Origin of the sequence: Bradyrhizobium sp. i1.15.2 (assembly GCF_040548425.1) — a bacterium.
Lineage (GTDB): Bacteria > Pseudomonadota > Alphaproteobacteria > Rhizobiales > Xanthobacteraceae > Bradyrhizobium > Bradyrhizobium canariense.
In genome coordinates this window covers 59,585-84,617 of the sequence record NZ_JBEPRQ010000022.1, presented here as the reverse complement: position 1 = coordinate 84,617, position 25,033 = coordinate 59,585, and the positions used below count along the sequence as shown (strand labels likewise).

The following is a 25,033-nucleotide window of genomic DNA, read 5'->3' as shown; positions in this document are numbered from 1 at the left end:
GCTAGTCTCGCTTGAGATTATCAGCAACATTTTTCAGTAGGTCGCGATAGGCCTCGGGCACATCCTTCTTAAGAGCAGCGTCATTTAGATGTGTAAATGCTCTAAGATGCGTCGCTGGCTTGCTGTGCGTGGAAAAGTGATAGCGATAGGCTGACATCAATTCCTCGTAACCGGGATACCTATCCTTATAGGCGTCCATTTTCCCGCCTTCACCCAACACCGCCGTTGTTGCGGTCTCCTTTTTGCCGGACGGGCCACCTCCTTTGGGAATGATCGCTTCGTAAGCCTTCGGAAACGCCTTCAGCATGGCCATGTCGAGATCGAGCGGCTCCGAAAAGAAGACATTGTACTGCCTCAGAAACTCGATCCAGCTGGTCATCACTTCGGTGGACGTCCAAGTATGCATATTTTCGAGGTCGGCTTCTTTACCTCCCTCAATCGCGAGCAACTGCTTGCGATCTTCTCCGAATTCGATCAGTTGACTCAACGCCGTTTTGACACGGCCCCATCCTCCGCCGCTTCGTCCCAGGTCAAGGTCGACCAGGGTCGCAAAGGGTATCGATAGACCGCGCAATAAACGCCAAAAATGTTGGACATGACGGCCGCCAAGCGGAACGATCGCGACGAACGACGGATCGACCAGGAGACCCGCAGCCTGCGCCAGTCGCGGGAGAACAATGCGCTCGGAATCCCCTTCGACCAGAATGACAAATCTCGCGAAGTAGAGTTCCGGAAAAGCGACGACCGCCCCCCGAATAAACTTGATCGCCTCTTCGTCGTCCTTCGGAAGCTCAATTTTGCTTACTGTGGTTTCGCGCGAGGTATGGTCGCATCGGCAATAACGCACCTCTTCTGGCTCAACTCTGCTGAGAACTGAGGGCGAGTGGCTCGTTACAAGCGCTTGCGCAGCATCGCCCATTATTATCGAACGTACCTGTCGAACGATGCGAGCAAGATAGTATGGAGAGAGGTGGTTTTCCGGTTCTTCGATGGCAAACACGGTAAGGGCAGGAATTCGTAAATCCTCAGCGCGGAAGCCCTTGACAGTTCCTCCCACTGCTTTCCGTTCAAGATCAAACACTGCAGCCGCGAGCGCGAAGTAGAACAGCGATTGCTGTCCATCGCTTAAGACATCAAGACCGCGCTCGATGCCGGCGGGACCTTGCTGAAACAATACCTGAACCTTCGCGACGATTTCCTCAAAGCGTTGACTTACCAAATTGAGCGTGGGCTGCTTATCAGTTACGTCGTCGTGCAGGTCTTTCCATCGTGAGGACAGGGCATCGCCAATGGCCTTGATCGCCGTTTCTGCGCGGAACGCCTTTGATAAGTCCGTGGTGGCGTCCTCGATAGATTTGCGAGTCCCCTTGGACCACTCGATTGCCCGAAGGAGACGCGCCGCTAGCGCGCCGGTCGAACTCTTTATTTGTGCCTCAGCGTCCCGCGAAGCTGGCGTGTAGTAGACCTGAATTAGTCCGCGGTCGGTCGCTGAGACTGCACTCTTGTGCTCGTCCGTTATTTTCTCGTCCAGAGTTGATATCCAGAACAGGTCCTGAGTAACTTCCCCTTCGGCCGTCTGATCATCAACCCATTGGGCTTCCAACCTCAACCGACAAAGCGGCTGAGCTTTCGGTCCTGCTATTTGCATATGCTTGAAGACGGGCGCGATTGTCTTTGGCGTCGCCTTGCCAGCCGCAAGCTCAGGAACAGCGACGATCGCATCGATCGACAGATTGCGGGCTGTCCGATCATCAGGGGGGACCCCAACAGGCAGATGAAAGTCGGAGCGATGTATGGTGCGCTGCGCACGGCTGACGCCAAACATTTTGCAAAGCGCCTGCAGCAACGCGGTCTTTCCGGATGCGTTGGGCCCGACGATAGCCGTCAGGCCATCGGTCAGGTCAATCTTCTGCGGCGTCGAGCCAAAGGAGCGAAATCCGGAAATGCTCACTGATTGAATGTACACGACGTTGCCCGCATCCGTTGAGTAAACCGACAATAGACGGTCCGTTGCTCGACGCGAAGGGAGTTGCTTCGTGGCAGTTGGACGTATTGACGGCGCTCAGGAGAATCACAGGCCCTGGGCAAGATCAAACCCGTCACCCAAGCGACGAACTTATAAATGATCAGCAATTCAAAGGCTTATGTCCCGTCTATGCAGCCATGCCCCCTGATGAATCATCGATTGCGGCCGCGTTGATAGAGAGCAGGGTCTCTCATCCGAGAGCGATCGCGGATCGCAATCGTAGCGCCGCGTATGCTGCTCCGGACCCCCAATCATCCAAATGCACTGGCGTTGCCGCGTCTGACTTGCTCGATATTCGCGAACCTCTGGATTGGGCGATGCATAAGGTTCGATACGTGTCCAAGAAGGCCTACCAATGAAAGCGATTGCCTGAGCCGTGACCGGATTTACCGGTGGATTTCGTTGGAGCCGGACATGGTCAATATCACAACACTCCCATTACGATGCGCGATGTCCGCGAGCGCATCCAGCGGCGGACGCGTGGCGCCGCTTCGGCCTCTCTCATGTCGGGACTGATGATGCGAAAGCTTCTGGCGATTTTGGTGATCTCGTGCTGGGCCAGTTTGGCTCACGCACAAAAGGCCGACCTCATTGTCACGAACGCAAAGCTCGTGACGCTGGATCCTGCTTCGACGATCGCGCAGGCTCTCGCCGTCCGCGACGGCAAGATCGTCGCGATTGGCGGCAACGATGCCATGGAAGGCATGATCGGGCCCGCGACGCGCCGTGTCGACGCGGGTGGCCGCACGATCATTCCGGGATTGATCGATTCCCATATTCACGCGGTGCGCGCCGGCCTCACCTACGCAACCGAGGTCAACTGGATCGGCGCAAAGACTATCCCCGAGGCCATGGAACGCTTGCGCCAGGCGGCACAAGCGCGGCCGGCGTCCTGGATCATCGTGGCCGGTGGCTGGAGCGAATTGCAATTTGCGGAGAAGCGGCGGCCAACGCTCGCCGAGGTGATGGCGGCCGTTCCCGACAATCCGGCTTACATCCAGCTGTTCTATGCGGCGGTGCTGATGACGCCAAAGGCGCAACAAGCCCTCGGGATCTCCGCGGATCAATTGCCGGCCGGTATCACAGCCGCATCGGGCGACGCCACGGGCTGGCTCAATGGCTCCATTGTCAGCATCTCCGCGCTGTTCGATCGGCTGCCGAGGCCGAATTTCGAAGAGAATGTCGCCGGGACCCGGCAGTTCTTCACGGAGCTCAATCGTCTCGGCGTGACCGGGATCGTGGATCCCGGCGGCTTCAGCATCTATCCCAGCCATTACGCCGCCTTGCAAAAGCTCTGGCGCGAGAAATCACTTTCGGTTCGGGTTGCCTACAGCCTGTTCGCGCAGAATGTCGGCGCGGAATTCGAGGAGTACAAGTCCCTCACGCCGTTCCTGCCGATGGGATTCGGCGACGACATGCTGCGGTTCAACGGACTGGGCGAGCGGATCACCGGCGCCATGTACAACAACAATGCGCCCGACGCGGCCGCCAAGGACAAGTTTCGCGAGATCATTCGCTGGGCGGCCAAGCAAGGGCTGACCGTCACCATCCACTGGCAGGAAGACAAATCCGTCCATCACCTCCTGGACCTCTATGACGAGGTCAACAGGGAGACGCCGCTCGCGCCGTTGCGCTGGTCGATCGCCCATCTCGACAACACCTCGCCCGAGACGTTGGCGCGCATGAAAGCCCTTGGTGTCGGCTGGACCATGCAGGATGCGATGTATCTCGGAGGCGACCGTATCGTGGCGCAGGCCGGCGAAGCCGCGCGCAGCATGCCACCCCTCGCCACGGCGCTGCGCATGGGGGTCCATGTCGGGGCCGGCACGGATGCGCATCGGGTCGCATCCTACAATCCGTTCGTGGCGCTGCAATGGATGCTCGACGGCAAGACCGTCGGCGGACTGTCGACGCGCGGCCCGGACGAAACACCCAGCCGCGAAGATGCCTTGCGCCTTTACACGGTGGGAAGCGCGTGGTTCTGCTTCGACGAGACGCGGCGCGGCACGTTAGAGACCGGCAAGCTCGCCGACTTCGCGATTCTCGATCGGGATTTCATGTCCGTCCCCGTCGAGCAAATTGGCGCCACGGCGTCTCTGCTGACGGTCGTGGGCGGCAAGGTCGTCTACGCAGCGGATGCTTTCTCGAGCGCGAAATAGGAGCTGGAGACCTGGTGTGCGGCGCAGCCTGAACCGGGTGAGAGCAACTAAATCGCCGATCCGGCATTATCCCCGCGAGCCGTTTCGCGGAGGTCTCACGATGGAAGACCAGAATCGGATGACCCTGGTTTTGAGTGCGATCGCCCTCGCCGTTGCCATCGTGGTTGCATCTGCGATCACGATGGAGCGCGTCAACATGCCTGCGGTCAGCAACGACGCAGCTCCCGGAACAGTCGGACTCGCCAGGCCGCACCCACCGCTGGACCGCGCCGCCGGTGAGCCGATCCAGACGGTCGGCGGCCCCTCCGGCGCGAATATTCGCGGACGTCCCTGATCGAACGCCGGATTACGGGGGCAGCACTCTTGATGATTTCTGCCGCTTTCGCGGGGTCAATATCCTATACAAGGCGCCCGTCCCCCCTTCCGCGGCAGGAGCCATCCATGACCAGTGAAAAAGGCCCGAACATCAAGAAGAAGCAGAAATGCAAGAACTGCGAGGGCAAAGGCCTGCTCAAGAAGGGCGACAAGGTGGTGAAGTGCCAGCGCTGCAAGGGCACGGGCGTGCGGTGATATTGGGCTGGCGGCCTCTCCGATGCCGAGGTGGAGGCGGTCAGATTGCGCAAACCTTCAGTCCGGCGCGAACACCAACCTGATGTTCGCCCCGATCAGCCGCCTCGCTCCAACCTCGATTGGCACTTCCTGCGGCAAGGCGCGTTGCGGTCTTTTCAGGGAGGTGCAGATGACCAAGACCGGCGCGCAAGGCGTAAGGACCAGGACATCAGGTTTGTAGGAACGACTTTGTAGGAACGACTTTGTAGGAACGACCTGGGGCCGTCGCGTATTGGGCCGCGCCGGGTCCTTGCGAGTCCGGCAATGGCGGTCTCGGCTCGAAGCCCCGCCCCCGGGCCACAGGCCGGGGCCGCCTGACGGGGATCGGCCCGTCATCTCAGCCCGTCATTTCAGGGCCGTCTTGGAGGACTGCGCGAGAGACCATGGAGGCGCCCACACCAGGGATGCAAAACCCGCTTCGACAGGCGCGGCTCTACGGCTACCTGATCGAACGCGAGGGCGCGCTGTTTCATCCCGGCGGCAGCCACCCGCTGTGCAGCGCAGGCATGACGCGACGCATGATCGAGGCGGGCTGGCTGATGAAAGCCGACGATCGCTACGAGCTGACGCCGCAAGCGCAGGAACGGATCGCCCCGGGCGCGATGAGTTCGGGATGACTTCATCGTCGCTGGTGCCGGATTTGCGCTGCCCCGCAGGAACAGGTGCGTCCCCAAATCTTTGCCTCGGCACGGCATGTGACGACGTCAAGCATAGGAGCGGACATGAAAAAGCTGGTTCTCGCAGGGCTCGTTGCGGCTCTCGCATTTCCCCCTTCCGCATTCGCGCAAGGCGGCACGGGTGCGTCCAGGACCGGGTCGAGCATCGACTCCTCCAGCACCGGCGGCACGACGGGAGCGGGAGCCTCCAGCCTCAACACATCATCGGACAACAATGGCGGCGGCGCGAACGCACCGGCCAAATCGTCGACGACGCGGCCAGGCGATAACGACACAAGGCAAACGCAAGGAGGCCAGCAGGCCATGCCAGGTTCCGGCTCCACCGGAGCGAACCGCAAATAGGCGCGCCACGAACGATTGACCGATTGCGCTCACGCAGGAAGGCCCGGATGATGGTCCGGGCCTTGTCTTGTCACCACCAGGGATCCCAGTAGGGCGGAGGAGCGTAGGCGTAAGGCACATAGTAGGCCCGCCGCACGACGCGCGGTCCATAGTAGCCGTAGGGCGGGCCATAGTAGCGCGGGCCATAATAGGCATCGGCCGCGAGCCCCGCCGCAAGCGCACCGGCAACAAGACCGAAGCCGATACCCGGGCCTCCCCAATGGCCGTGCCAGCCGCCGCGCCAAGCATGGGCTTCCGCCGGCGAAGCCGCCGCCACGAACAGGGCCGAGATCATCGTCAGGACTAAAGCAAGTTTCTTCATGTGCGACTCCCAGAACTTGGAAACCGACCGCAAAACGCCAGACCGGAATTGAAGTTTCCGGGCGTTCCGGAAAATTTTGCAGCGAGCCGACGGACGCGAATGCGGCCGCCGGCAGGACGCGGGCGAGAGAGACGACTCCCGCCCGCTTCATGCTTTACTTGCCGTTGATCGCGATCCGCTTCACCTTCTGTTGTGCCGCCGGTGACTTCGGCAGGGTGACGGTAAGAACGCCGTTGTTGAAGGAAGCCGCGACCTTGTCCTGGTCGACGTCATCGACCGGAATGCGCCGCTCGAAACGGCCATAGTAACGCTCGCTGAAGAGACGCTCCTTGTCTTCCGTTTCGCTCTTCTTCTCGCCGCTGATCGTCAGCACCCCGTTTGCAAGCTCGACGTTGACGTCCTTCTGTTCGAGACCGGGAAGCTCGGCGACAACCTTGACCTCCTTGTCGCTCTCGTCGAGTTCGACGTTCGGCCAGCCCATTGCGGTCGAGGAACCGAACGGGCCGAGATCAAAGCTGCGGAAAGCGTCGTCGAACAGCCGGTTCATCTCGCGGTGAAGCGCAAGCAGCGGATTGCCGGCTTCGCCGCGCTGAGCGGCCATGTTGCGTGAGCCGTTGTTCCACGGAATGAGATCACGTAGTGCCATTGTCGTTTCTCCTTATCTCCTGTCTTGGTTGTCGATTGGCGCAGCTCAGCGCGCGGCGAGGGCCACGCACGCGCTGCAAAACCCGGACGATCAACTCGTCAGGCATCTGCTTGTGCTCGATGTTTCGGTCGGGGCTGCCAAAAGAATTAGGAGACGGCGATTTGGTTTCAAGAGCCGGCTGCCAAGCGCCCCCCGATGGCAGCCCGAACCTTTTCGAACGCGCGCATTTCGATCTGCCGCACCCGCTCGCGTGAAACGCCATACCGTGCCGCGAGCTGCTCAAGTCTCAGCGGCGGCTCGGAGAGCCAGCGCGCCTCGAGAATGTCGCGCTCGCGCGGCTTGAGGACGGCCAGCGCGCCGGCGAGGGCGTCACGCCTCCGTCTGGTTTCTTCCCGCTCGGCGTATTCGGCTTCAGGACTGGATGCGGGGTCGACCAGCCAGTCCTGGACTTCGCCGCCGTCGGCGTCGCGCACCAAAGCGTTGAGCGACAGGTCGCCGCCGAGGCGCCGGTTCATCTCGATCACGTCGTTCTCCTGCACGCCGAGCCGCCGCGCGATCTGGCTGGCGTGCTCGGGGCGGAGATCACCATCCTCCAGGGCGGAGATTTCCGCCTTGGTCCTGCGAAGCTTGAAGAACAGCTTCTTCTGCGCCCCGCTGTTGGCGATCTTGACCAGCGACCAGGACCGCAGGATGTATTCCTGGATCGACGCCTTAATCCACCACATCGCGTAGGTCGCAAGCCGAAAGCCGCGCTCCGGCTCGAAGCGCTTGACGGCGTGCATCAGGCCGACGTTTCCTTCGGAAATGATGTCCGCAACCGGCAGGCCGTAGCCGCGATATCCCATCGCAATCCTGGCAACGAGCCGCAGATGGCTTGTGACCAGATGATAGGCTGCCTCACGGTCGCCCTGCTCGCGCCAGCGCTTGGCATAGGCGATTTCCTGGTCGGGCCGCAGCATCGGAAACTTGCGAATTTCCGCCAGGTAATGTGTCAATCCGCCCTCAGGCGACAGCATCGGAACAGTTGCAGTGCTTCCCATTGCCCACCTCTTCGAGTTTGTCTGCTTACGCTGCAAAATCGACATGACAAAAAATGGTTTCGGCCGACGATGTTACGACCGGTGGGGCCGGTGCGTGAGTTTGCGGCGGCTCCGGTCGCGTCACGAGATAGAGCTCGCCCGCCACCAATAGGAGGGCAGCGACGGCCAGGGCCAACATGCCGAGCACCAGATCGCTGTCATCATCCATGCGCGTTCGAAACGTGTGTCGATGTCGAAGATCGGCAGCCATTGCCATTGGCTATCCGCGACATCGAACGTCGACACCGGAATTTTGTTCCGGACTTTCGGCGTCCCGCCGAGACGCGGTCTCACCCTCCCAGCGAATTCCTCGTCGCGCGAAGAATATCGTCCGACAGCTTGGGATCGTCCACGGCGCGGGCGAGCACGAGGGCGCCGACCATGGATGCGGCCGCTGCGAGCGCCTTGTCCTCGCGCTGGCGTGGCTTCAGCGTGGAAGCCATCCGGCTGCTCAGCAGGGCGATCGTGCTGCGCACGCCGGCGGTGAAGCGCTGCCTCAGGCCGCCGCCTTGACGTGACACCTCACAGGCGAGCGCAGCAAAGGGGCAGCCGGCGGCGGGATCGTCGCGATGCCCCGGCGAGAGATATTCCGAAAGATAGTCCTCGAGCGCGAAGGCCTCGGGCAATTCCTGGCCTTTGGCCTTGATCGCATGGGCCACGGCTTCCTCGACCAGCCGCTCCTTGGAGCCGAACTGGCTGTACAGGCTGCCGTGCGTCATCCCGGCCGCCTCGGCGAGCGCGTCGACACCGACGCCGGCGATGCCGCGCTCCCGCAGCAGGCGCGAGGCGGTCTCGAGAATATGCTCGCGATTTTTGGCAGCCTGTTCCTTTGAGACGCGCATGGGACCGATCCTCGGATACGGGGCTTGACTTTTATAATTACGATCGTCATGTATATCAATAGTTACGATCGTAATCAAACGATTTCAGGCCCGGTAGTGGCGTCGGAGAGGCATTATGAACAGGATTACACCGAAGATCGCGCTGGTGACCGGCGCCTCCTCAGGCATCGGCCAGGCCACGGCGGAGCGGCTCGCGAACGCCGGCTATAAGGTGTTCGGCACCAGCAGGCGGGGCGCACAGTCTGGCAAGCAGGCCTTCGAGATGCTGGCCCTCGACGTCACCAGCGATGCGTCGGTGGAAGCCGCCGTCGGCGAGTTGATCCGGCGCGAGGGCCGCATCGACCTGCTGGTGAACAACGCCGGCTTCGGCGTTGCCCCCGCCGGCGCGGAAGAGAGCTCGATGGAGCAGGCGCGCGCGATTTTCGAGACGAACTTCTTCGGCCTGATCCGGATGACGCGCGCCGTCGTGCCGCACATGCGCCGCCAGGGTAATGGCCGCATCATCAATATCGGCTCGGTGCTCGGCTTTCTGCCGATGCCTTATGGCGCGCTCTACGCCGCGACCAAGCACGCGGTGGCAGGCTATTCGGAATCGCTCGACCATGAACTGCGCACGCGGGGCATCCGGGTCTCCGTGGTCGAGCCCGCCTACACCAAGACGCCGTTCGACGCGAACTTCATGGAGCCCGACGCCACGCTCGAGGAATATCGCGAGGCGCGCGCCGGCGTGACCAAGCGGGTGAACGAGGTGATGGCGACGGCCGAACAGCCCGGCGTGGTGGCCGAGACCGTGCTGAAGGCGGCAAGCGCGGCGCGCCCGCAACTCAAATACGCGGCCGGCAGCCTTGCGAAGCGCCTGCGGTTTCTGCGGCGGTTTGCGCCTGCAGCCCTGGTGGATGCCGGGCTTCGAAAAGATTTGCGGCTCGATGCGACTGCGGCGCCGCAGCCCGCCCGCACCGCGCGGGCTTTCTGAGGGCGGCAGGCTTGCCAGTGCGAAGAACCTCCGGACCGAGAGAAAAAATGAAAGCACTCGTCTTCAAGCGCTACGGCAAGCCGGACCAGATCGCGTTGGCCGAGATCCCGCGGCCGACGCCGAAGCCGAACGAAATCATGGTCCAGGTTCACGCCGCGGGGTTGAACCCGATCGACAACATGATTCCGAAGGGAACGTTCAAGCCGATCCTCAAGTTTCAACTGCCGGCCACACTGGGCAGCGATCTCGCGGGCATCGTCGTCGAGGTCGGAAGCCGCGTGACCCGCTTCAAGCCCGGCGATGCCGTCTTTGCCAGCATCTTCGATCTCGGCACCGGCGCTCTCGCCGAATTCGCGATCGTGCCGGAGGATGCCGCCGCGCTCAAACCTGCGAATCTGGACTTCGTGCAGGCGGCCTCGATCCCGATGGTCGGCCTGACATCGTGGCAGGCGCTTAGGGAGCGCATACGTCTCAAGCCCGGCCAGAAGGTGTTCATTCCCGCGGGCGCCGGCGGGATCGGCACGTTTGCGATCCAGCTCGCGAAATATCTCGGGGCAAAAGTGGGGACGACGACCAGCACCGGCAATATCGATCTGGTGCGTAGCCTCGGGGCTGACGAGGTGGTCGACTACAAGACGCAGCAATTCGAAGCGGTGCTGCGGGACTACGACGCGGTGCTGGGCACGCTCAGGGGCGACGCAGTCGAGACATCGCTTCGGATCCTGAAGCGGGGGAGCAGGATTGCTTCGCTGGTCGGGCCGCCGGACGCCGCGTTCGCGCGCGCCCGCGGGATGAACTTCGTCATGGTGTTCCTGTTCGGATGGCTGAGCCGCAAGATCATTCGCCAAGCCGGCAAAATCGGTGCTGAGTACTCGTTCGTGTTCGTGCACCCGGACGGCAGCCAACTCGCCGGGATCGGCGAGCTGCTCAAGTCCGAGCGTATCCGGCCGGTGATCGACAAGGTCTTTCCGTTCGCACAGGCGAAAGAGGCGCTGGCATATCTGGAAAAGGGACGGTCCAAGGGCAAGGTCGTCGTCCAGATGAGATGATCGCGTCTATGCGGCCCCCCCAATCGCCTCAGCCCTCCACCCGCCACAGCCGCCAGCGCTCCGGCACGCCCTTGAGCTGGTGCACGCCGTGTTCCCTGAGGCGGATCCCGGACTGCGGCGCCAGCAGCTCCTTCACCGCGCTCGACACCAGCACCTCGCCGGCGCGCGCCTTTGCGGCGACGCGGGTGCCGATGTGGAAGGCGAGGCCGACCGCCTCAGTGCCGCTCACGGTGTATTCTCCGGCATGCAGGCCGACCCTGATCTCGAGGCCGAGCGTACGCACGGCCTTCTGAATCGCGGTCGCGCAATTGATTCCGGCAGCCGGCGTCTTGAACGTCGCCAGCACGCCGTCGCCCGTCGTCGTGACTTCCTTGCCGCGCGAGCTCTTCAGCTCCTTGCGGACCGCCGCGTAATAATGGCCCATGATCTTGGTCCAGCGGACATCGCCGAGCTTTGCGGCTTTTGCCGTGGAGCCGACGATATCGACGATCAGGATCGTGGCGAGCGCCCGCTTGAGTTCGGTGCTGCCTGCGGCCGGTCGGCGCCGGAGCACGATCGCGCCGGCCAGCGGTTCATAACGATGGTTGCGGCGTCGCGCGATCGCGGCCTTGGCGTAATCCTGGGCCCGCTGCGCGCTGCCGCAGCGAATTGTCTTCTGCTGCGGCAGACGCGTCCAGTAGACCTTTCGTCCGTCACCGGCGCCCTGGACTTCCACGGCGCCCCATTTCAGGAGGATCGCGGTGCCAACGCGCCGGACACACCACGCCTTCGACGTGTAGCCCGATACATTCGACTGATGGATTCCGATGCGGAGGAATTTTGGCATGAACGTGCGGCCGATCGATGACACGCTTGGACGAAACGCTTGGGCGGCGTCGCACCGAGCGTAGTCACACAATCCCGGGTTGGCAACAGGACTCGAAGCTCGCCCGCTGCTGGGCCGGGGGCCGCCGTCATCTTCAAAACGCAAAAAGCTCGATCGGGTCGCTGAAGCCGCGCACCTCATATTTGCCGACATGCTCCAGCTCGAACTCTCGCTCGACCAGCTCGGCGAAATCGCGTGACAGCAGCACTTTCTTTCCCAATTGCTTGGTCAAAGCTTCGAGTCGCGAGGCCATGTTGACGGCGGGACCGATCACGGTGAAGTCGAGCCGGGTGGACGATCCGATATTGCCGTACATGACGTCGCCGACATGGACGCCGATGCCGTAGTTCAGCGGCGCTCGGCCGGTGCCGTCGTTGCGCGCGTTCAACGCGATCATCGCCTGACGGGCTTCGGTCACGGCATGCAGCAGGTTTGCGCAGGCCTTGGGCTCGCTCAGCGGAAAGATGGCGAGCAGGCCGTCACCGATGAATTTCAGGATCTCGCCGCCATGCCGCGCGATCGGCTCCGACATCGCGTCGAAATAATCGTTGAGCAGATCGATGACGTCGTCGCGCGGCCAGTTGTCGGAAATCTTGGTGAAGTCGCGCAGATCGCAGATCATGATCGCGGCGCGCACCGTCGTGCCGGTGCCGCGCCGCGTGGCGCCGGCGAGGATCAGCTCGCCGGCATGTGAGCCGACATAGGTCTCGAGCAGCGTTCGCGCCAGCCGGTTCTTGATGCGAATCTCGCTGACCAGCGCCAGCACCGGCAATAGGTTCTTGAGGGCGGCGACGTGCGCGTCGTCGAACCCGCCGGGCCGGTTGGTCGCGAAGGTGACGAGATGGCGCTTGCCGAGCGTATGATAGAGCGGCCAGGCCACATAGTCGGTGAGGCCCTGCGCGCGCATCTCGCGGTAGAGCGCGTGCTTGCGGCCGAGCGCTGGGTCCTGCTCGAGATTTTCGCGCAACTCGGTCGCGCCGTCGAACATTTCGTTGGCGGGACTGCCGATGAACTCGGACCGCTCGCGGACGTCATGGTCGACCCGTGCAATCTCCGCCTCGCGCATGCCGTCGGACCACATGAAGCGGGCGCCCAGCCATTGCGGATGGTGGATCAGCACGTGAAGCGTCGACCGCGCCAGCGGAATGCCGGCCTGCTGAAGCCGGATGCACATCTCGGCAAAGATATTGTCGATGAAGCGCTGGTCGCGCGTGCCGTTGATCAGCCAATCGACGACGCCGTCGGACAGCGTGGCGGATTTCTTCTCTGGCGCGGTCATATCTGCCCGTTCATATCCTGGCCGTCCACATCGTGTTTTGGGCGGCGGTCTGCATCAAGGCAGATATCGTGCTCCGGCGCGACGGCGTCAACCTAGCCAGTTGCATGGATTGTACGCATCGCTCTGATCGGCGGGAACGCCGTTCAGCCGACGACCTGGATAGACCCCAGCACGGCCAGCCCCGAGACGAGCGCAAGCGCCGATGCTCCGGTCAGTTCGACCTTCAAGGTGTTTTCGTGCGAAATCGCAAAATCCGTGCCGTCGAGACGGATGTCGCAGTCGCCATGCGCCGCGTAGATGAGATGCGTGCCGGCGGGCAATCGCCGGTCACCGGGCGCCCTGAGCGCTTCGAGCTCAAGCGCGACCGCACCGCGCCGGCCCATCAAATTCACGACTTCGACTGGCCCTTCCTGGAGCTCGGTGACGATCTCGAGCTCGCCGGTGAAACGCACCGTGGTGAACGGCTCGCGCTCGTCGAATTCCTGCGTGGGCGACTTCAGCACCAACCCGCGGCCGCCGACCACCATCTGCAAACGGTCGATGCCGGGCATATGGGAGAATGGCCCGGCCGCCACGATGGGCGTGGAAGCAAAGCGCCACAGCAAGCTGTCCCAATCCCTCACGCTGGAATCGGCGCGATGGGCATCCGCGATATCGGTGAAGATGCCGCCGCCGTTCTTCCAGGGCGAGCGGGCGTAGTCTTCGGACTTCAGCAGTGTGGTTTTCATGTCTTGAGGTGGTCCGGGAGCGTAGGAGGGCGGGTGTCAGCTGCGTATCATGCAGATAGGTTTGTAGCCAGCTCACTTCCGTCAGCGCGCCAATCTTTCGCGACTACTTCGTCGTCAGTGCCGCGACCGGGCGCCACGCAACATCAGGCGCGCTCTCAACCAACTGCCGGCAGCGATCGCGCATCAATTCAGCCGGACGATCCGAGCCGCGCATGTTCAGCACGGCTTCAAAATCAGCGAGTGCAGCCGCAAACCGGCGCGCGCGATAGTTCGCGAGGCCCTGTTCATAGCGGACGATCCAATCTTGCGTCTCGCCGCCGTCCTCTCCGACGAGTCCGACCAACTCGTAGACCGCAAACCCCTCCTCGCGTCCATACACGGCGATGCTGTCGATCTCGCGCGTGACGATGGCGCCGCGTGCGAGACGTTCGGTCGCTTCGCCAATGAGGATTTGCGTGCCGTAGGATTTGTTGGCGCCCTCGAGGCGGCTTGCGACGTTCACGGCATCCCCGATCACGGTGTAGTTCAAGCGCAGTTCCGAGCCGATATTGCCGACCAGCATGCGGCCGGAGTTGATCCCGATCCGGATCTGGAGCGGCTGGCCGAGATCGTCGGCAAGGCCCGACGCCGAGATTGCCCTGCAACAGCCGAGCGCCGCGCGGCAGCAGCGCAGCGCGTGGTCGGCCTGCGGCTGCGGCGCGCCCCAGAACGCCATGACGGCGTCGCCGATGAACTTGTCGATGGTGCCGCCATTCGCGACAACGGCCTCGGAGGCGAGGTCGAGATAGCGCGACAGCAACGGCACCACGCGATCGCCGAGCCGCTCGGACAGCCCGGTGAAGCCGGCGATGTCGACGAACATCACGCTGAGCTCCTGCATGCTGCCACCGGGTCTTGCCTCGACGCCCTGGCGCAACAGCGAGCGGACCAGATCGGCCGGGATGAACTTGCGAAACGCCGACAGGCCGGCCGCCATCTCGGCGATCGCGCCCGACAGGCTCGCGATCTCCTTCAGCCGCGACGGATGGCGGCGGACCTGCTCCAGCGCGAAGGCTTCGACATGACGGAGCTCGCCGACGACACGCGACAGCGGCGCGGCGATGACGGAACGCGCCAGCATCGCCGAGGCCAGCGCTGCGAGCACGGCGCCGATGGCAAGGCCGAGGATCAGGCGGCGCAATGTCGTCTCGACCGGACCGAGAAACTCGGCCTCGGGGATCACGGTCGCCAGCGACCAGCCGGGAAACGGCAGCGGCGTGAGCGCCACTTCGTAAGCCGCGCCACCCGATGTCAGCCGGCTTCGCCAGGCTTCCTTGCGACCATCCTCGCCCGCCTTCACGAGCGCCATCCGCGCCAGCGGTAGCAGCGTTGTATCGCCCTTCGCAACGTGCAGCTCGTCGGCATCCTTGTCGGGCGCCGCGATCAGCTCACCACTGCCGTCGATGATGAAAGCCGTTCCGGTGCGCCCGACCTCGAGCTGCGACAGGAAGCGTGCGAGCCTGGTGTATTCGATGATGACCGCGAGCACGCCTTGCCGCTCCTGGTACACGTCGATAGGTCCGGCAAAGGCAATCGACGGCCGCTCGCCGGTCGGATGGTCCATGACCTTGAACCACTCCGGCTCCCCGGCCGCCAGCCCGGTCTTGAACCAGGTGCGATCGGCGACCCGAAAATCGGTCGGCTCGAAACGGCGATTGGCGAATTCGATGTCGCCGGGCACCACATCGTATTCGTCGATGCGGCGCTGGCCGGCATGATCGGTCAGCGAGATCTCCATCATTTCGAGGCGGCGGTCGCCGAGCTTGTGCGCGGCGAAGAAGGAGCCGTCGGGCCAGCCGAAGGCGACCCAGGAGATCGTCGCCTGCGATTGCAGTTGCGACAGGAACACGAATTCGCGCTTGTCGGCGTCGCGGGTGTCGAGCACGTTCTGCAGGAACAGTGTCCGAATGGCAGTGTGCGCGGCACGCGCCTCGTCCACGATCGCGGCGACCTCCTTGCGGACAGCGGCCACGATTTGCTCGTTGATGGTCGATGCGAGCTGCCGGCTCGCCGCCTCGGCCGTGCGCCACCACAACAGGCTGGAGAGAGCCGCGGTCAAAAGGATCGCGGTCAGGACCAGCGCCGAGACGGCGAGCCGAATGCTGACCGTCAGCTTCGCGATCGCGCGCAGGTGCCGTCCGGGATCAACATTCATCGCTGTTTCCGTTCTCCGGCAAAGCGGCGACTGGCCACCTCCTGTTACCGCTCTACGCAGCGCGTATGCATTCGTTACCTGTGGCAGCCATCGCGCCCCGCCGCCAATGCTCTCCGGCTAAGGTCTCGATAGAGACTAGGCATTGGATTGACCGGCCAGTCACCCGCTAATCCGATCCAAGCGCACAGCCCGTGCGCCCATCTAACCGCCTCACGAACTCGTGACCTACTTGATTGGTAACGCGAGCCGGGTGCGGGGCGAACCGAACAAGGCGCTCTTCGCCTGCCAGGCCATGCCATCTCGAACAGGAGAAACTTCAATGTCTGCCAAACTTGCCGTGACCACGCTCGTTCTCGCCGGCGCCATGTCGACCGCACTGGCGACTCTGGCCACTGCTGCTCCGCTGACCAAGGCCGAGGGCGACGCGGCCGTCGCCGCCAAGAAGGAAAAATGCTTCGGCGTCGCCCTCAAGGGCCAGAACGATTGCGCGGCCGGACCAGGCACGACTTGCCAGGGCACCTCGACCGCCGACTTCCAGGGCAATGCCTGGAAATTCGTCCAGGGCGGCACCTGCACCAGCATCGAGCTGCCGGGCGGCAAGAAGGGCTCGCTCAAGCCGGTCTGACGCGCTGCGTCGCGACCACCACAACAGGGAAGAGCGGAGAGAAACCATGACGACGGCAATCGCGCCTGACATGTCTGCGGTGCCCCTCCGCTATTCCGCGTCCCTCGGCGGCGTCGCCGGGACGAGCTTCAAGCCCGAACACCTTCAGGCGATCCTGAGCACGAAACCGCAGCGCGGCTTCTTCGAGGTCCACGCCGAGAACTATATGGGCGCAGGCGGACCGCCGCATCGCGCACTGGAAGCGATCCGCCGCGACCATCCCGTCTCGCTGCATGGCGTGTGCATGTCGATCGGCGGACCGCAGCCGCTCGACAAGGCGCATCTGGCCCGCTTTCGCGGACTGGTGGCGCGTTACCAGCCCGCGCTGGTATCCGAGCATCTCGCCTGGTCGACGCATGAGACCAGCTTCTTCAACGATCTGTTGCCACTGCCCTATACCGCGGCGACGCTCCGAAATGTCTGCGATCACATCGATCAGGTGCAAGACGCGATCCGTCGTCCGCTACTGCTGGAAAACCCGTCGACCTATGTCGCTTTTCGCGAATCGTCCATGAGCGAGACCGATTTCATCCGCACTGTTGCCGAACGCACCGGCTGCGGACTGCTGCTCGATATCAACAATGTCTTCGTATCAGCAACCAATCACGGGTTCTCGGCGCTCGACTGCCTCGCGGACTTTCCGCTGTCCCGCGTCGGAGAGATTCATCTCGCCGGCCATGCCGAGCAGGCCGACGACGAAGGCGACCTGCTGCTGATCGACAGCCATGACGGCCCGGTCCCGGACGCCGTGTGGAAGCTGTACGAGATCGTCATCCAGCGCCGCGCTCCGGTGCCGACGCTGATCGAGTGGGACAGCAAGATCCCGGATTGGCCGGTCCTGCAAGCGGAAGCCGCCGCTGCGCAGGCGATCCTCGATCGTTACCGCCCGGTCGGGCTGACGGGAGATCGTCATGCCGCCTGAGCCTGACCTTTGCTTTGCCGCAGCCTTTGCACCGGCGCTGCTCGACCCGGTGCGCCCTGCGCCTGAGATCGTGGCCGGTCCGAACGGCAAGGCCCCCGGCAAGCGCTACGATGTCTACCGCAACAATGTCACGGTCAGCCTGATCGACGCGCTCGCCGCGATCTATCCGGCGGTGCAGCGCATCACCGGCACCGACTTCTTCCGTGCCATGGCGCGCTTCCATGTTCGCCAGACGCCGCCGATCTCACCGCTGCTGTTCGACTACGGCCGCGACTTCCCCGTCTTCATCGCGCAATATGAACATGCGCAGATGATGCCATGGCTCGCAGATGTCGCACGCATCGAGCGGGCCTGGCTCGATGCCTATCACGCCGCCGACGCAGCACCGCTGTCGCCGGCGCAGCTCGCCGCGGTTGCGCCGGAGCGGCTGGGCGATCTCGTTCTCATACCGCACCCGGCAGCGGGAATCGTGCGATCGCAATTCGCGGCGGTGACGATATTCGCGGCCAACCGCGATACGTCGCCGGTCGGGCGCATCGACGCTGCGACACCGGAGGACGCGTTGGTCACGCGCGCCGAATTCGACATCGAGGTCCGGCACCTGCCGCCCGGCGGTGCGGCATTCGCGAGCAGCCTGATGTCGGGTCGGCCGCTCGGCGAGGCCGCTGCACGCGCGCTGGACGCGGCGGCCGAGTTCGACCTCGCTTCGAACGTCACCGGCCTGATCCAGGCGGGCGCCTTCACCTCAATCACTTTCGGAGACGTCTGATGATCACGGATCAACGCATGCAGGCGGGCGGCGGCCTGCCCTCGCTCGGGGTCCTCGTCGACAAGGCCAATCATCTCGTGCAGACCATCGCGTCGCCGTCGCTCGTTCAGCTCGTGCTCCGCGTCGCGCTGGCGGTGCCGTTCTGGCGTTCCGGCATGCTCAAATGGGCAGGCTTCCTCAGGCTCAACGACACCGCGGTGACGTTGTTCAGCGACGAGTTCATGCTGCATCTGCCCGGCGGGCCCTATCACTATCCGGCGCCGACGGCGATGGCATTCCTCTCCGGATGCGGAGAGGTCATGTTTCCGATCCTCCTCCTGCTCGGCTTCGGCACGCGGTTTGCGGCGCTCGGACTGCTGTTCATGACCGTCATCGTCGAGCTGACCGTACCTGACGGCTGGCCGATCCACATCACCTGGGCGGCGATGGCGCTCGCCATCATGGCCTACGGGCCGGGCCGCGTCTCGCTGGACCACCTGATCTGCCGAGCGCGCAGGCCCGAGCCATAGGCGCGAGGCGCCCTCTCACATCCCGCTCAGGCCGCTATCGACCGCGAGCGCCTGCGCGGTGACGTAGACGCTCTCGTCCGAGAGGAAGAACAGCACGGCATAGGCGATTTCCCAGGCGGTGGCCTGGCGGCCGAACGGGATTTGGCCCTTGCCGCGCGAGGGTCGGCCGGCGCCGGCCTCGCGGCCGTTCGGCGTGTCGACGAGGCCGGGATAGACCAGGTTGGCGCGGATGCCGCGGCGCGATCCGAGATGGGCGATGTTGCGCATGAGGCCGCCGAGCGCGGCTTTCGAGGAATCATACACCGCCATCTGCGAGCCGGCCTTCAGCGCGGCGATCGAGGAGATGAAGACGATCGATCCGCCGTCGTCGAATTTCGGCAGGCCCGCGCGGCAGCACAGCATGGGCCCGCGAACGTTGACGTCGTAGATCGCATTCCACTCCTCGGGGCTGACGGCATCGAGCCCGACCTTGCCGAAGGTGCCGATGTTGAGCACCATGCCGTCGAGCCCGCCCATGGCGCGATGCGCCTCCTCGATCATGCGCACGATTTCGGCCTCCGAGGTGACGTCGGCGGCAATCGCAAAGGCTTCGCCGCCTTCGTCGGTGATGCGCTTGACGGTGTGCTCGGCCGAGGTGCGGTTGCGATCGGCGACCGCGACCTTGGCGCCCTCGCGAGCGCAAAGAATGCTCATGGCGCGGCCGTTGCCGATCGGATCGGTGGCGGCGTCGAACACGCGCTGGCCACCGCCGACGATCAGGATGCGGCGCCCCTTAAGGCGCCCCCTGCCCAGCGCTTCGCCCAGCGATTCCGCACTTGGCGGGCGGACGTAGCGGTCCCGCTTGCTATCGGTATCCGTCATCTCAGGCGCCCGGCTTCTTGCCGCCGTCATAGACCGCCATGCCGGCCGCGGGATCGAGATCCGTTTCGGTCGCCTCGGTGACGCGCGCCATCATCATGTAGAAGCCGAGCGCGACGATGGATTCGACGATCTCCTGGTCGCTGAAATGCTCGCGCATGGCGGCGAAGATCGCCTCGGGAACGCGGACGTTCTCGACCACTTCGCGGCCGAATTTCAGCAGCGCGCGCTCGGCCTCGCTCAAGCCGGCGGCATCGTAGTCGGCGAGCTCGACCGCGTCGATGTGTGCTTGCGTGCAGCCGACGCCAAGCGCGATCGGCACGTGCTGGCGCCATTCATAGGCGCCGCCTTCGAGCTGGGCTGCCTGGAGGATCAGGAGCTCGCGATTGACCGCACTGAGCTTCTGTTTGTGCAGGATCGAATTGCCCAGCCGCATCGCCGGGATCATGTTGGCTTCGGCGTGCGCCATCATGCGGAAAATATTCAGCTTGACCGGCATGCGGTCGAACGAGGCGCGGATGTCGCCGCTGGTCGTCTCCGGATCAATCAGGGGCAGCCTTGCCACGATTCTCTCCCTTGGCTTTTCGTTTCTTGTTGTCGTTTGTCCCCCCATCCGCCGCGATCAGCGACAGGAAGAAGGCGAGATAGCGGTCGATCGCCTCGATCACCTTCGCCCGCGACGACGGTGCCGCGCCCATCACGTAATGCTCGAGACGGATGTAGATCAGCCCGGCCGCAAACAGCCGCGCGGTCTCACGCGGATCCGGCGTCGAGACCAGACCGGCGAGCGCAAAGCCGCGGAAATAATCCGTCATCATGCTCTGCTCGCGCGCGTAGAAATGATCGGCGAATTTGGCGCGGATGCCGGGCACGCGGTTGCGCTCGGCGGTGATGACTTTCTGGAACTGGTGCTCGCGCGGATCGGACCATTGCTCGACGAGGTCCAATGCAAACTGCCGGCAGAACGCGGCGGGCTGGCGGGCGAGCTGCTTGTAGCGCGGCTCTTCCAGCCGGCTCGCCGAGCTGGCCGGACCGTGCTCGCTGACGATCGCCTCGAGGATCGCGGCTTTGCCGGCGAAGTGATTGTAGAGGCTGCTCTCGCGGATACCGACGCGACGCGCGAGCTCGCGCATCGAGGCGCCGCCATAGCCGCTCTGCGCGAACAGATCGAGCGCCTCGGCGAGGATGCGCTCGCGCGTCGTGGGCGCAGCCGCTTCCGCCGCGCTGGTGGTGTGAACAGCCATTCGGCTTGACTAACGAACGATCGTTCGCTAGTCAACCGCTTCAACTCCGCTCTCAAAAGAAGCGGAGAGCAATCTGGGGAGACCAGGTCATGGCGCGCTTCGTCCATTTTCGTCTGCTGCGCGCCGCAACATTGTCATTGGTCGTAACGTCCTCGGCAATGCTGCCTGCGCGCGCCGAGGATCCGGCCGCCTATCCCACCCACAAGATCAGGATGCTGCTGCCCTATGCGGCCGGTGGCGGCGGCGACGTGATCGGGCGGCTGCTCGGCGACAGGATGGGCAAGACGCTCGGACAGAGCGTCTATATCGAGAACCACACCGGGGCCGCCGGCACGCTCGGCACCCAGATGGTCGCGGCGTCGGCGAATGACGGCTACACTATCACCGTCGGCGGCATGACCACGCATGTGCTGGCGCCGGCGATCTATCCGAAACTGCCCTACGATTCGATCAAGGATTTCACCACGATCGGGCGCATCGGCACGTCCTCGATCATGCTGGTGGCGACCAAGGATTTTGCGGCCGACGACATCAAGGGCCTGATCGCGTTGGCCAGGAAGGGCGAGCCGATCCAGTACGGAAGCTGGGGCGTCGGCTCGACCGGACAATTCTGCGCGGAAATCCTGATGCAGCAGACCGGAATCAAGATGGACCACGTGCCGTTCAACGGCATCGCCAAATTGGCCGGCGATTTGCTCGGCGGCCACATCTCGCTGGCGACACTCGACATGGCGACCGCGACTCCGCTGGTGAAGGACGGCTCGATCAAGGCGCTGGCCGCCTGCGGCGAACGCTCGCCGAGCCTGCCGGATGTCGCAAGCTACAAGGAACAGGGCGTGCCGTTCGACCGCAGCCTGTCCTGGGCGATGTATGCGCCTGCGGGCCTTGCCGAACCGATCGCAAGAAAGCTGTCGGCGGCATTGAAGGACGCGCTCGCCGATGCCGAGGTCAAGGAGAAGCTGCTGGGGCTCGGCATCACGCCGCAATTCGTACCCGGCGACGAGCAGCGTGACATCAACGCCCGCGACATCGCGGCCTGGAAGCAGGTTGCCAAGGACGCGGGCATCGAGGTCAAGTGATCAAGCTGACAAGAGGAGCGCTGGCATGAGCCGCATCTTCGGCGCGGTGCGCCAGAACGGATATGTGGTGCGGGACATCCACACCGCGATGAAGCACTGGATCGAGGTGATGGGCGTCGGTCCCTGGTACTACATGGACCGCGTCAAGACCGACTGGTTTCGCCATCGCGGCGAAAACTCCGCGGTCGAGATGAGCATCGCGCTGGCCAATTCCGGCGACCTCCAGATCGAGCTGATCCAGCAGCGCAACGACGCGCCCTCGCTGTACAGGGAATTCCTCGAGTCCGGCCACGAGGGCCTCCAGCACATGTCCTACTGGAGCCACGACTACCAGGCGCTCTATGACAGGGCGCTCGGGCTCGGCTACAGGATCGGCCACGAGGGCCAGATCGGCGGCGACAAGGGCCGCTTTGCCTATTTCGACACCCAGGCCCATCCTGGGACCGTAATCGAGATCTCCGACATCAGCGGCACCAAGGGGCCGTTCTTTGAGAAGGTCCGGCAGGCGGCTTTGAGCTGGGACGGCACGCGGCCGATCCGGGAGGTCGGCGGGAGCCGATGACGCCGGCGGCCGGCAAGGCGATGCAACAACCGGCCGGGTTCACCGCGCTGCTGGCGCGGGAGACGGCAATCCATGGTAACGTGAGCTTCGTGTCCGAACCTTCAGCGAGGCAAGCATGTCCAACACTGACAAGGTTTTCGCCGGCTCGATCCCGAAACTCTACGACGAATATCTGGTCCCGCTGATCTTCGCCGTCTACGCCGAGGACATCGCAAGACGTGTCGCGGCCCGGTCTCCCTCCGTGCTGCTCGAGATCGCGGCGGGCACCGGCGCCGTGACGCGCGCGGTCGCGGCGGCGCTGCCGCGCGGCGTCCGTTATGTCGCGACCGACCTCAACGAGCCGATGCTCGCCGTCGCGGCGCAGCGCCAGGCGGATGACGATCGCATCTCGTGGCGTCAGGCCGACGGATCGGCCCTGCCCTTTGACGACGCCGAATTCGACGTGGTGTGCTGCCAGTTCGGCGCCATGTTCTTTCCGGACCGCGTCAAGGCCTACGGGGAAGTGAAGCGCGTCCTCAACGGCAATGGCACGTTCGTGTTCAACGTCTGGGATCGCATCGAAGACAATGTGCTGACGCATGAAGCCACGGTCGCGCTCGAAAAGCTGTTTCCCGACGACCCGCCCCGTTTCATGGCCCGGACGCCGCACGGCTATCACGACAAGGCCGTCATCAGAACCGACCTCGAACGCGCAGGCTTCCGTGATATAAAGATCGAAACGCGACCTGAAATAAGCCGCGCGCCGTCGCCCGAGCACGTCGCGATCGCGCTCTGCCAGGGCACGCCGCTGCGAAGCGAGATCGAGGCACGCGATGCCAGCAAGCTTCAGGCTGCGACCGACATCGTTGCCGAGGCGATCCGGACGCGCCATGGGTCCGGACCGATCGAGGGCAAGATCCAGGCTATCGTGATCGAGGCGCGGCGGTCGTGACGGGCTTCGATCTGCCGCCGCCTCTTACCAGAAGCCCCGCTGCATCGGCTGTGCCGGCTGATAATATTGATACTGGCCGCGTCGGCGCGGATTGACGGGCTGCGGATTGGGATCGCGCTGGAAGAAGAAGCCGAAACCGTTGCCGCCATTGTCCCAGCCGTCGTCGCTCGCCATGGCCATCGGAGGTGCGGTCGGCTTGCGCGTGATGAAACCGCCCTGGGGCTGGTTGCTCAGCACCGCGACGAACTCGGTGCGGTAGTTGGTCTCGCTGCTCAGCGGCTCATCCGAGATGATGATCGAGGAGCGCGGCAACGCGGTCGGCGCAATGCGATCGAGCACCTCCTGCGGGATGGTGATGCGATCGAGCGCGTTCCTGGCGTTGTCGCCGTCGTCGATCGTGACCACGCTCCAGCGCAGACCCGTGTCGTTCTTCGCCATCGCCGTGAAGATATGCGTTCCGAGCGGCTGATCCGGATTGCGGATCGTGACGGGAACCTCGATGCTGGTGTCGAACACCTCGCCGCCGCCGTCCGGTGCCGGCTTGTGCGTGTTCCGCCGCACATAGAGCTTCTGCGTCGCGCGGCTGATGTAGACCGAGACCGGCTCGAGCGCGAGCTTTGCGTCGGTCGCAGCCTTCACGGCGTCGGCCTTCCTGGCCGCTGCCGCCCTGGCCGCCTCTTTCGTGGCAGCGACCGCATCGCGCTTCGGCTGTGCGGCGGCCTTGGCGGCATCGAGCTGCGTCGCCGCGTCGCCGGCCTTGATGGCGGCCTTCTGCTTCAGCTCCTCGGCCTTGACGCGGGCCTGATCGGTCTTGGCCGCCGCGAGCTGCTTGTCGGCAAAGGCGAGCTCGGCGTCAGCGCGGGTCTTCTGCTGTTCCAGCTTGCGCAGCGAAGCCGGCAGCGATGCCGCCTCTTTCGCGGCCAAAGTCGCCTCCTTCTTGGCCTCGTCGGCCGCCCTTGTGGCCTCCTCGGCCTCACCGGAGAGCTTGCCGATCCGGCCCGGCGCCGCCGCAATGGCGTCCCGCTTCGGCATGAACAACGCGGGATGAACGATGTCGATCGGCGCCGCGTCGTTCGGCGAGATGATCACCCGCATCCCGATGTTGGTCTTGTCGAACAGGCCCTCCGCGAAGCCGAACGGCATCCGCACGCAGCCATGCGAAGCGGCGTAGCCGGGCAGCGGCCCGCCATGCAGCGCGATCCCGTTCCAGGTGATGCGCTGCATGTTCGGCATCCAGGCGTCGTCATACATGGTCGAGTGGTGGTCCTTGTCCTTCTCGACGATGGCGAAGACGCCGGCCGGCGTCTCGCGTCCCGTGGTGCCGGTGGACACCGGCGCGCGGAAAATCCAGCCCTCGGCGTCGTAGAAGGTGACCTGCTGGCTTTTGATCGACACGATCGCCATGATCGGCTCGCCGGCCTCGCGCGGCGCCACCGCCTCGACCGGCTGACGCGCCTGCTTGGCCGCATTGGCCGGGGCCACAGCCGCAAAGGCGAGCATTGCCGCCAAGGTCGCAATTCCGGGAGGCCCCCAACGCCGCATCGCCACGGTAGATTGCGCCGTTGTCGTCAGGTTTCTCATGCCATCCTCGGTCGAAATGCCAGTCCGCCGGTCATTGATCAGATTGCGATCTTTGAATTAAGAAATTGCAGCCGCCTTACGTTCC

28 protein-coding genes are annotated in these 25,033 nt (G+C 64.0%); 14 read left to right on the top strand and 14 right to left on the bottom strand.

Annotation, left to right across the window (positions count from 1 at the left end; genetic code table 11):
• Position 1: 1 nt before the first annotated feature.
• The gene (locus ABIB80_RS29505) at positions 2-1,999 is read right to left on the bottom strand and encodes an ATP-dependent nuclease (RefSeq protein ID WP_354128868.1); all 1,998 of its coding nucleotides are present in this window, start codon (positions 1,997-1,999) and stop codon (positions 2-4) included.
• A gap of 419 nt (positions 2,000-2,418) precedes the next feature.
• Between ABIB80_RS29505 and ABIB80_RS29500 the strand changes: the two genes are divergently transcribed.
• From ABIB80_RS29500 to ABIB80_RS29480, 5 genes are all read left to right on the top strand, one after another.
• Entirely contained in the window at positions 2,419-4,185 is a 1,767-nt protein-coding gene (locus ABIB80_RS29500; RefSeq protein WP_245285993.1) for an amidohydrolase, read from the top strand.
• Between the two features lie 100 nt (positions 4,186-4,285).
• The gene (locus ABIB80_RS29495; RefSeq protein ID WP_007600648.1) at positions 4,286-4,519 is read left to right on the top strand and encodes a hypothetical protein; all 234 of its coding nucleotides are present in this window, start codon (positions 4,286-4,288) and stop codon (positions 4,517-4,519) included.
• Between the two features lie 107 nt (positions 4,520-4,626).
• Positions 4,627-4,755 (top strand): hypothetical protein, encoded by a 129-nt coding sequence (locus ABIB80_RS29490; protein ID WP_007600646.1) that lies wholly within the window; start codon positions 4,627-4,629, stop codon positions 4,753-4,755.
• Positions 4,756-5,177: 422 nt separating this feature from the next.
• Positions 5,178-5,411 carry a hypothetical protein gene (locus ABIB80_RS29485; protein ID WP_007600644.1) on the top strand — a complete coding sequence of 78 codons (234 nt, stop codon included), beginning with the start codon at positions 5,178-5,180 and terminating at the stop codon, positions 5,409-5,411.
• Positions 5,412-5,516: 105 nt separating this feature from the next.
• Entirely contained in the window at positions 5,517-5,813 is a 297-nt protein-coding gene (locus ABIB80_RS29480) for a hypothetical protein (RefSeq protein WP_007600643.1), read from the top strand.
• A 70-nt stretch (positions 5,814-5,883) separates the two neighbouring features.
• Here the strand turns inward: ABIB80_RS29480 and ABIB80_RS29475 are convergent, their stop codons facing one another.
• The 5 genes from ABIB80_RS29475 to ABIB80_RS29455 all read right to left on the bottom strand — a co-directional run bounded on the left by ABIB80_RS29475 (position 5,884) and on the right by ABIB80_RS29455 (position 8,741).
• Positions 5,884-6,174 (bottom strand): hypothetical protein, encoded by a 291-nt coding sequence (locus tag ABIB80_RS29475; RefSeq protein WP_007600642.1) that lies wholly within the window; start codon positions 6,172-6,174, stop codon positions 5,884-5,886.
• A 154-nt stretch (positions 6,175-6,328) separates the two neighbouring features.
• The gene (locus ABIB80_RS29470) at positions 6,329-6,820 is read right to left on the bottom strand and encodes an Hsp20/alpha crystallin family protein (RefSeq protein ID WP_007600641.1); all 492 of its coding nucleotides are present in this window, start codon (positions 6,818-6,820) and stop codon (positions 6,329-6,331) included.
• A 167-nt stretch (positions 6,821-6,987) separates the two neighbouring features.
• Positions 6,988-7,860, bottom strand: coding sequence for an RNA polymerase sigma factor RpoH (rpoH, locus tag ABIB80_RS29465; protein WP_354128867.1), 873 nt, complete (start codon positions 7,858-7,860; stop codon positions 6,988-6,990).
• Between the two features lie 25 nt (positions 7,861-7,885).
• A complete protein-coding gene (locus ABIB80_RS29460; RefSeq protein ID WP_157158649.1) occupies positions 7,886-8,068 on the bottom strand; it encodes a hypothetical protein in 183 nt (60 codons plus the stop codon).
• A gap of 121 nt (positions 8,069-8,189) precedes the next feature.
• Positions 8,190-8,741, bottom strand: coding sequence for a TetR/AcrR family transcriptional regulator (locus ABIB80_RS29455; protein ID WP_007600638.1), 552 nt, complete (start codon positions 8,739-8,741; stop codon positions 8,190-8,192).
• 115 nt (positions 8,742-8,856) lie between these two features.
• Between ABIB80_RS29455 and ABIB80_RS29450 the strand changes: the two genes are divergently transcribed.
• Positions 8,857-9,714 carry an oxidoreductase gene (locus ABIB80_RS29450; RefSeq protein WP_354128866.1) on the top strand — a complete coding sequence of 286 codons (858 nt, stop codon included), beginning with the start codon at positions 8,857-8,859 and terminating at the stop codon, positions 9,712-9,714.
• Positions 9,715-9,761: 47 nt separating this feature from the next.
• Entirely contained in the window at positions 9,762-10,763 is a 1,002-nt protein-coding gene (locus ABIB80_RS29445) for an NADP-dependent oxidoreductase (RefSeq protein ID WP_035995517.1), read from the top strand.
• Positions 10,764-10,791: 28 nt separating this feature from the next.
• Here ABIB80_RS29445 and ABIB80_RS29440 read toward each other — a convergent pair whose 3' ends face one another.
• The 4 genes from ABIB80_RS29440 to ABIB80_RS29425 form a co-directional block, all read right to left on the bottom strand.
• Positions 10,792-11,589, bottom strand: a complete 798-nt coding sequence (locus ABIB80_RS29440; protein ID WP_007600635.1) for an adenylate/guanylate cyclase domain-containing protein — start codon at positions 11,587-11,589, stop codon at positions 10,792-10,794.
• A 133-nt stretch (positions 11,590-11,722) separates the two neighbouring features.
• A complete protein-coding gene (locus ABIB80_RS29435) occupies positions 11,723-12,907 on the bottom strand; it encodes an adenylate/guanylate cyclase domain-containing protein (RefSeq protein WP_007600633.1) in 1,185 nt (394 codons plus the stop codon).
• A 143-nt stretch (positions 12,908-13,050) separates the two neighbouring features.
• On the bottom strand, positions 13,051-13,635 hold the full coding sequence (locus tag ABIB80_RS29430; RefSeq protein WP_007600631.1) for a HutD/Ves family protein: 585 nt from the start codon (positions 13,633-13,635) through the stop codon (positions 13,051-13,053).
• A gap of 103 nt (positions 13,636-13,738) precedes the next feature.
• Positions 13,739-15,829, bottom strand: coding sequence for an adenylate/guanylate cyclase domain-containing protein (locus tag ABIB80_RS29425; RefSeq protein WP_007600629.1), 2,091 nt, complete (start codon positions 15,827-15,829; stop codon positions 13,739-13,741).
• 319 nt (positions 15,830-16,148) lie between these two features.
• On the opposite strand from ABIB80_RS29425, the gene ABIB80_RS29420 reads away from it, so the two are divergent.
• From ABIB80_RS29420 to ABIB80_RS29405, 4 genes are read left to right on the top strand one after another with little or no spacing between them, the layout of a single operon-like run.
• Positions 16,149-16,454, top strand: a complete 306-nt coding sequence (locus ABIB80_RS29420; RefSeq protein ID WP_007600627.1) for a BufA1 family periplasmic bufferin-type metallophore — start codon at positions 16,149-16,151, stop codon at positions 16,452-16,454.
• A gap of 46 nt (positions 16,455-16,500) precedes the next feature.
• On the top strand, positions 16,501-17,415 hold the full coding sequence (gene bufB, locus ABIB80_RS29415) for an MNIO family bufferin maturase (RefSeq protein WP_007600626.1): 915 nt from the start codon (positions 16,501-16,503) through the stop codon (positions 17,413-17,415).
• Positions 17,405-18,184, top strand: coding sequence for an HvfC/BufC N-terminal domain-containing protein (locus ABIB80_RS29410; RefSeq protein ID WP_007600625.1), 780 nt, complete (start codon positions 17,405-17,407; stop codon positions 18,182-18,184). Before bufB ends, ABIB80_RS29410 begins: the two co-directional genes overlap by 11 nt.
• The gene (locus tag ABIB80_RS29405) at positions 18,184-18,693 is read left to right on the top strand and encodes a DoxX family protein (RefSeq protein ID WP_007600624.1); all 510 of its coding nucleotides are present in this window, start codon (positions 18,184-18,186) and stop codon (positions 18,691-18,693) included. Before ABIB80_RS29410 ends, ABIB80_RS29405 begins: the two co-directional genes overlap by 1 nt.
• Before the next feature lie 15 nt (positions 18,694-18,708).
• Here ABIB80_RS29405 and ABIB80_RS29400 read toward each other — a convergent pair whose 3' ends face one another.
• The 3 genes from ABIB80_RS29400 to ABIB80_RS29390 are packed head-to-tail and all read right to left on the bottom strand — an operon-like array spanning position 18,709 to position 20,795.
• The gene (locus ABIB80_RS29400; RefSeq protein ID WP_354128865.1) at positions 18,709-19,554 is read right to left on the bottom strand and encodes an SDR family NAD(P)-dependent oxidoreductase; all 846 of its coding nucleotides are present in this window, start codon (positions 19,552-19,554) and stop codon (positions 18,709-18,711) included.
• Between the two features lies 1 nt (position 19,555).
• A complete protein-coding gene (locus ABIB80_RS29395) occupies positions 19,556-20,116 on the bottom strand; it encodes a carboxymuconolactone decarboxylase family protein (RefSeq protein WP_007600619.1) in 561 nt (186 codons plus the stop codon).
• On the bottom strand, positions 20,094-20,795 hold the full coding sequence (locus ABIB80_RS29390) for a TetR/AcrR family transcriptional regulator (RefSeq protein WP_007600617.1): 702 nt from the start codon (positions 20,793-20,795) through the stop codon (positions 20,094-20,096). Before ABIB80_RS29390 ends, ABIB80_RS29395 begins: the two co-directional genes overlap by 23 nt.
• A gap of 89 nt (positions 20,796-20,884) precedes the next feature.
• Between ABIB80_RS29390 and ABIB80_RS29385 the strand changes: the two genes are divergently transcribed.
• The 3 genes from ABIB80_RS29385 (at position 20,885) to ABIB80_RS29375 (ending at position 23,367) form a co-directional block, all read left to right on the top strand.
• Positions 20,885-21,874 carry a Bug family tripartite tricarboxylate transporter substrate binding protein gene (locus ABIB80_RS29385; protein ID WP_007600616.1) on the top strand — a complete coding sequence of 330 codons (990 nt, stop codon included), beginning with the start codon at positions 20,885-20,887 and terminating at the stop codon, positions 21,872-21,874.
• 25 nt (positions 21,875-21,899) lie between these two features.
• On the top strand, positions 21,900-22,436 hold the full coding sequence (locus ABIB80_RS29380; protein WP_007600615.1) for a VOC family protein: 537 nt from the start codon (positions 21,900-21,902) through the stop codon (positions 22,434-22,436).
• Positions 22,437-22,551: 115 nt separating this feature from the next.
• Positions 22,552-23,367 (top strand): class I SAM-dependent methyltransferase, encoded by an 816-nt coding sequence (locus tag ABIB80_RS29375; protein WP_007600614.1) that lies wholly within the window; start codon positions 22,552-22,554, stop codon positions 23,365-23,367.
• Positions 23,368-23,391: 24 nt separating this feature from the next.
• On the opposite strand, the gene ABIB80_RS29370 is transcribed toward ABIB80_RS29375, so the two are convergent.
• A complete protein-coding gene (locus tag ABIB80_RS29370) occupies positions 23,392-24,948 on the bottom strand; it encodes a L,D-transpeptidase (RefSeq protein WP_007600613.1) in 1,557 nt (518 codons plus the stop codon).
• Positions 24,949-25,033: the final 85 nt, after the last annotated feature.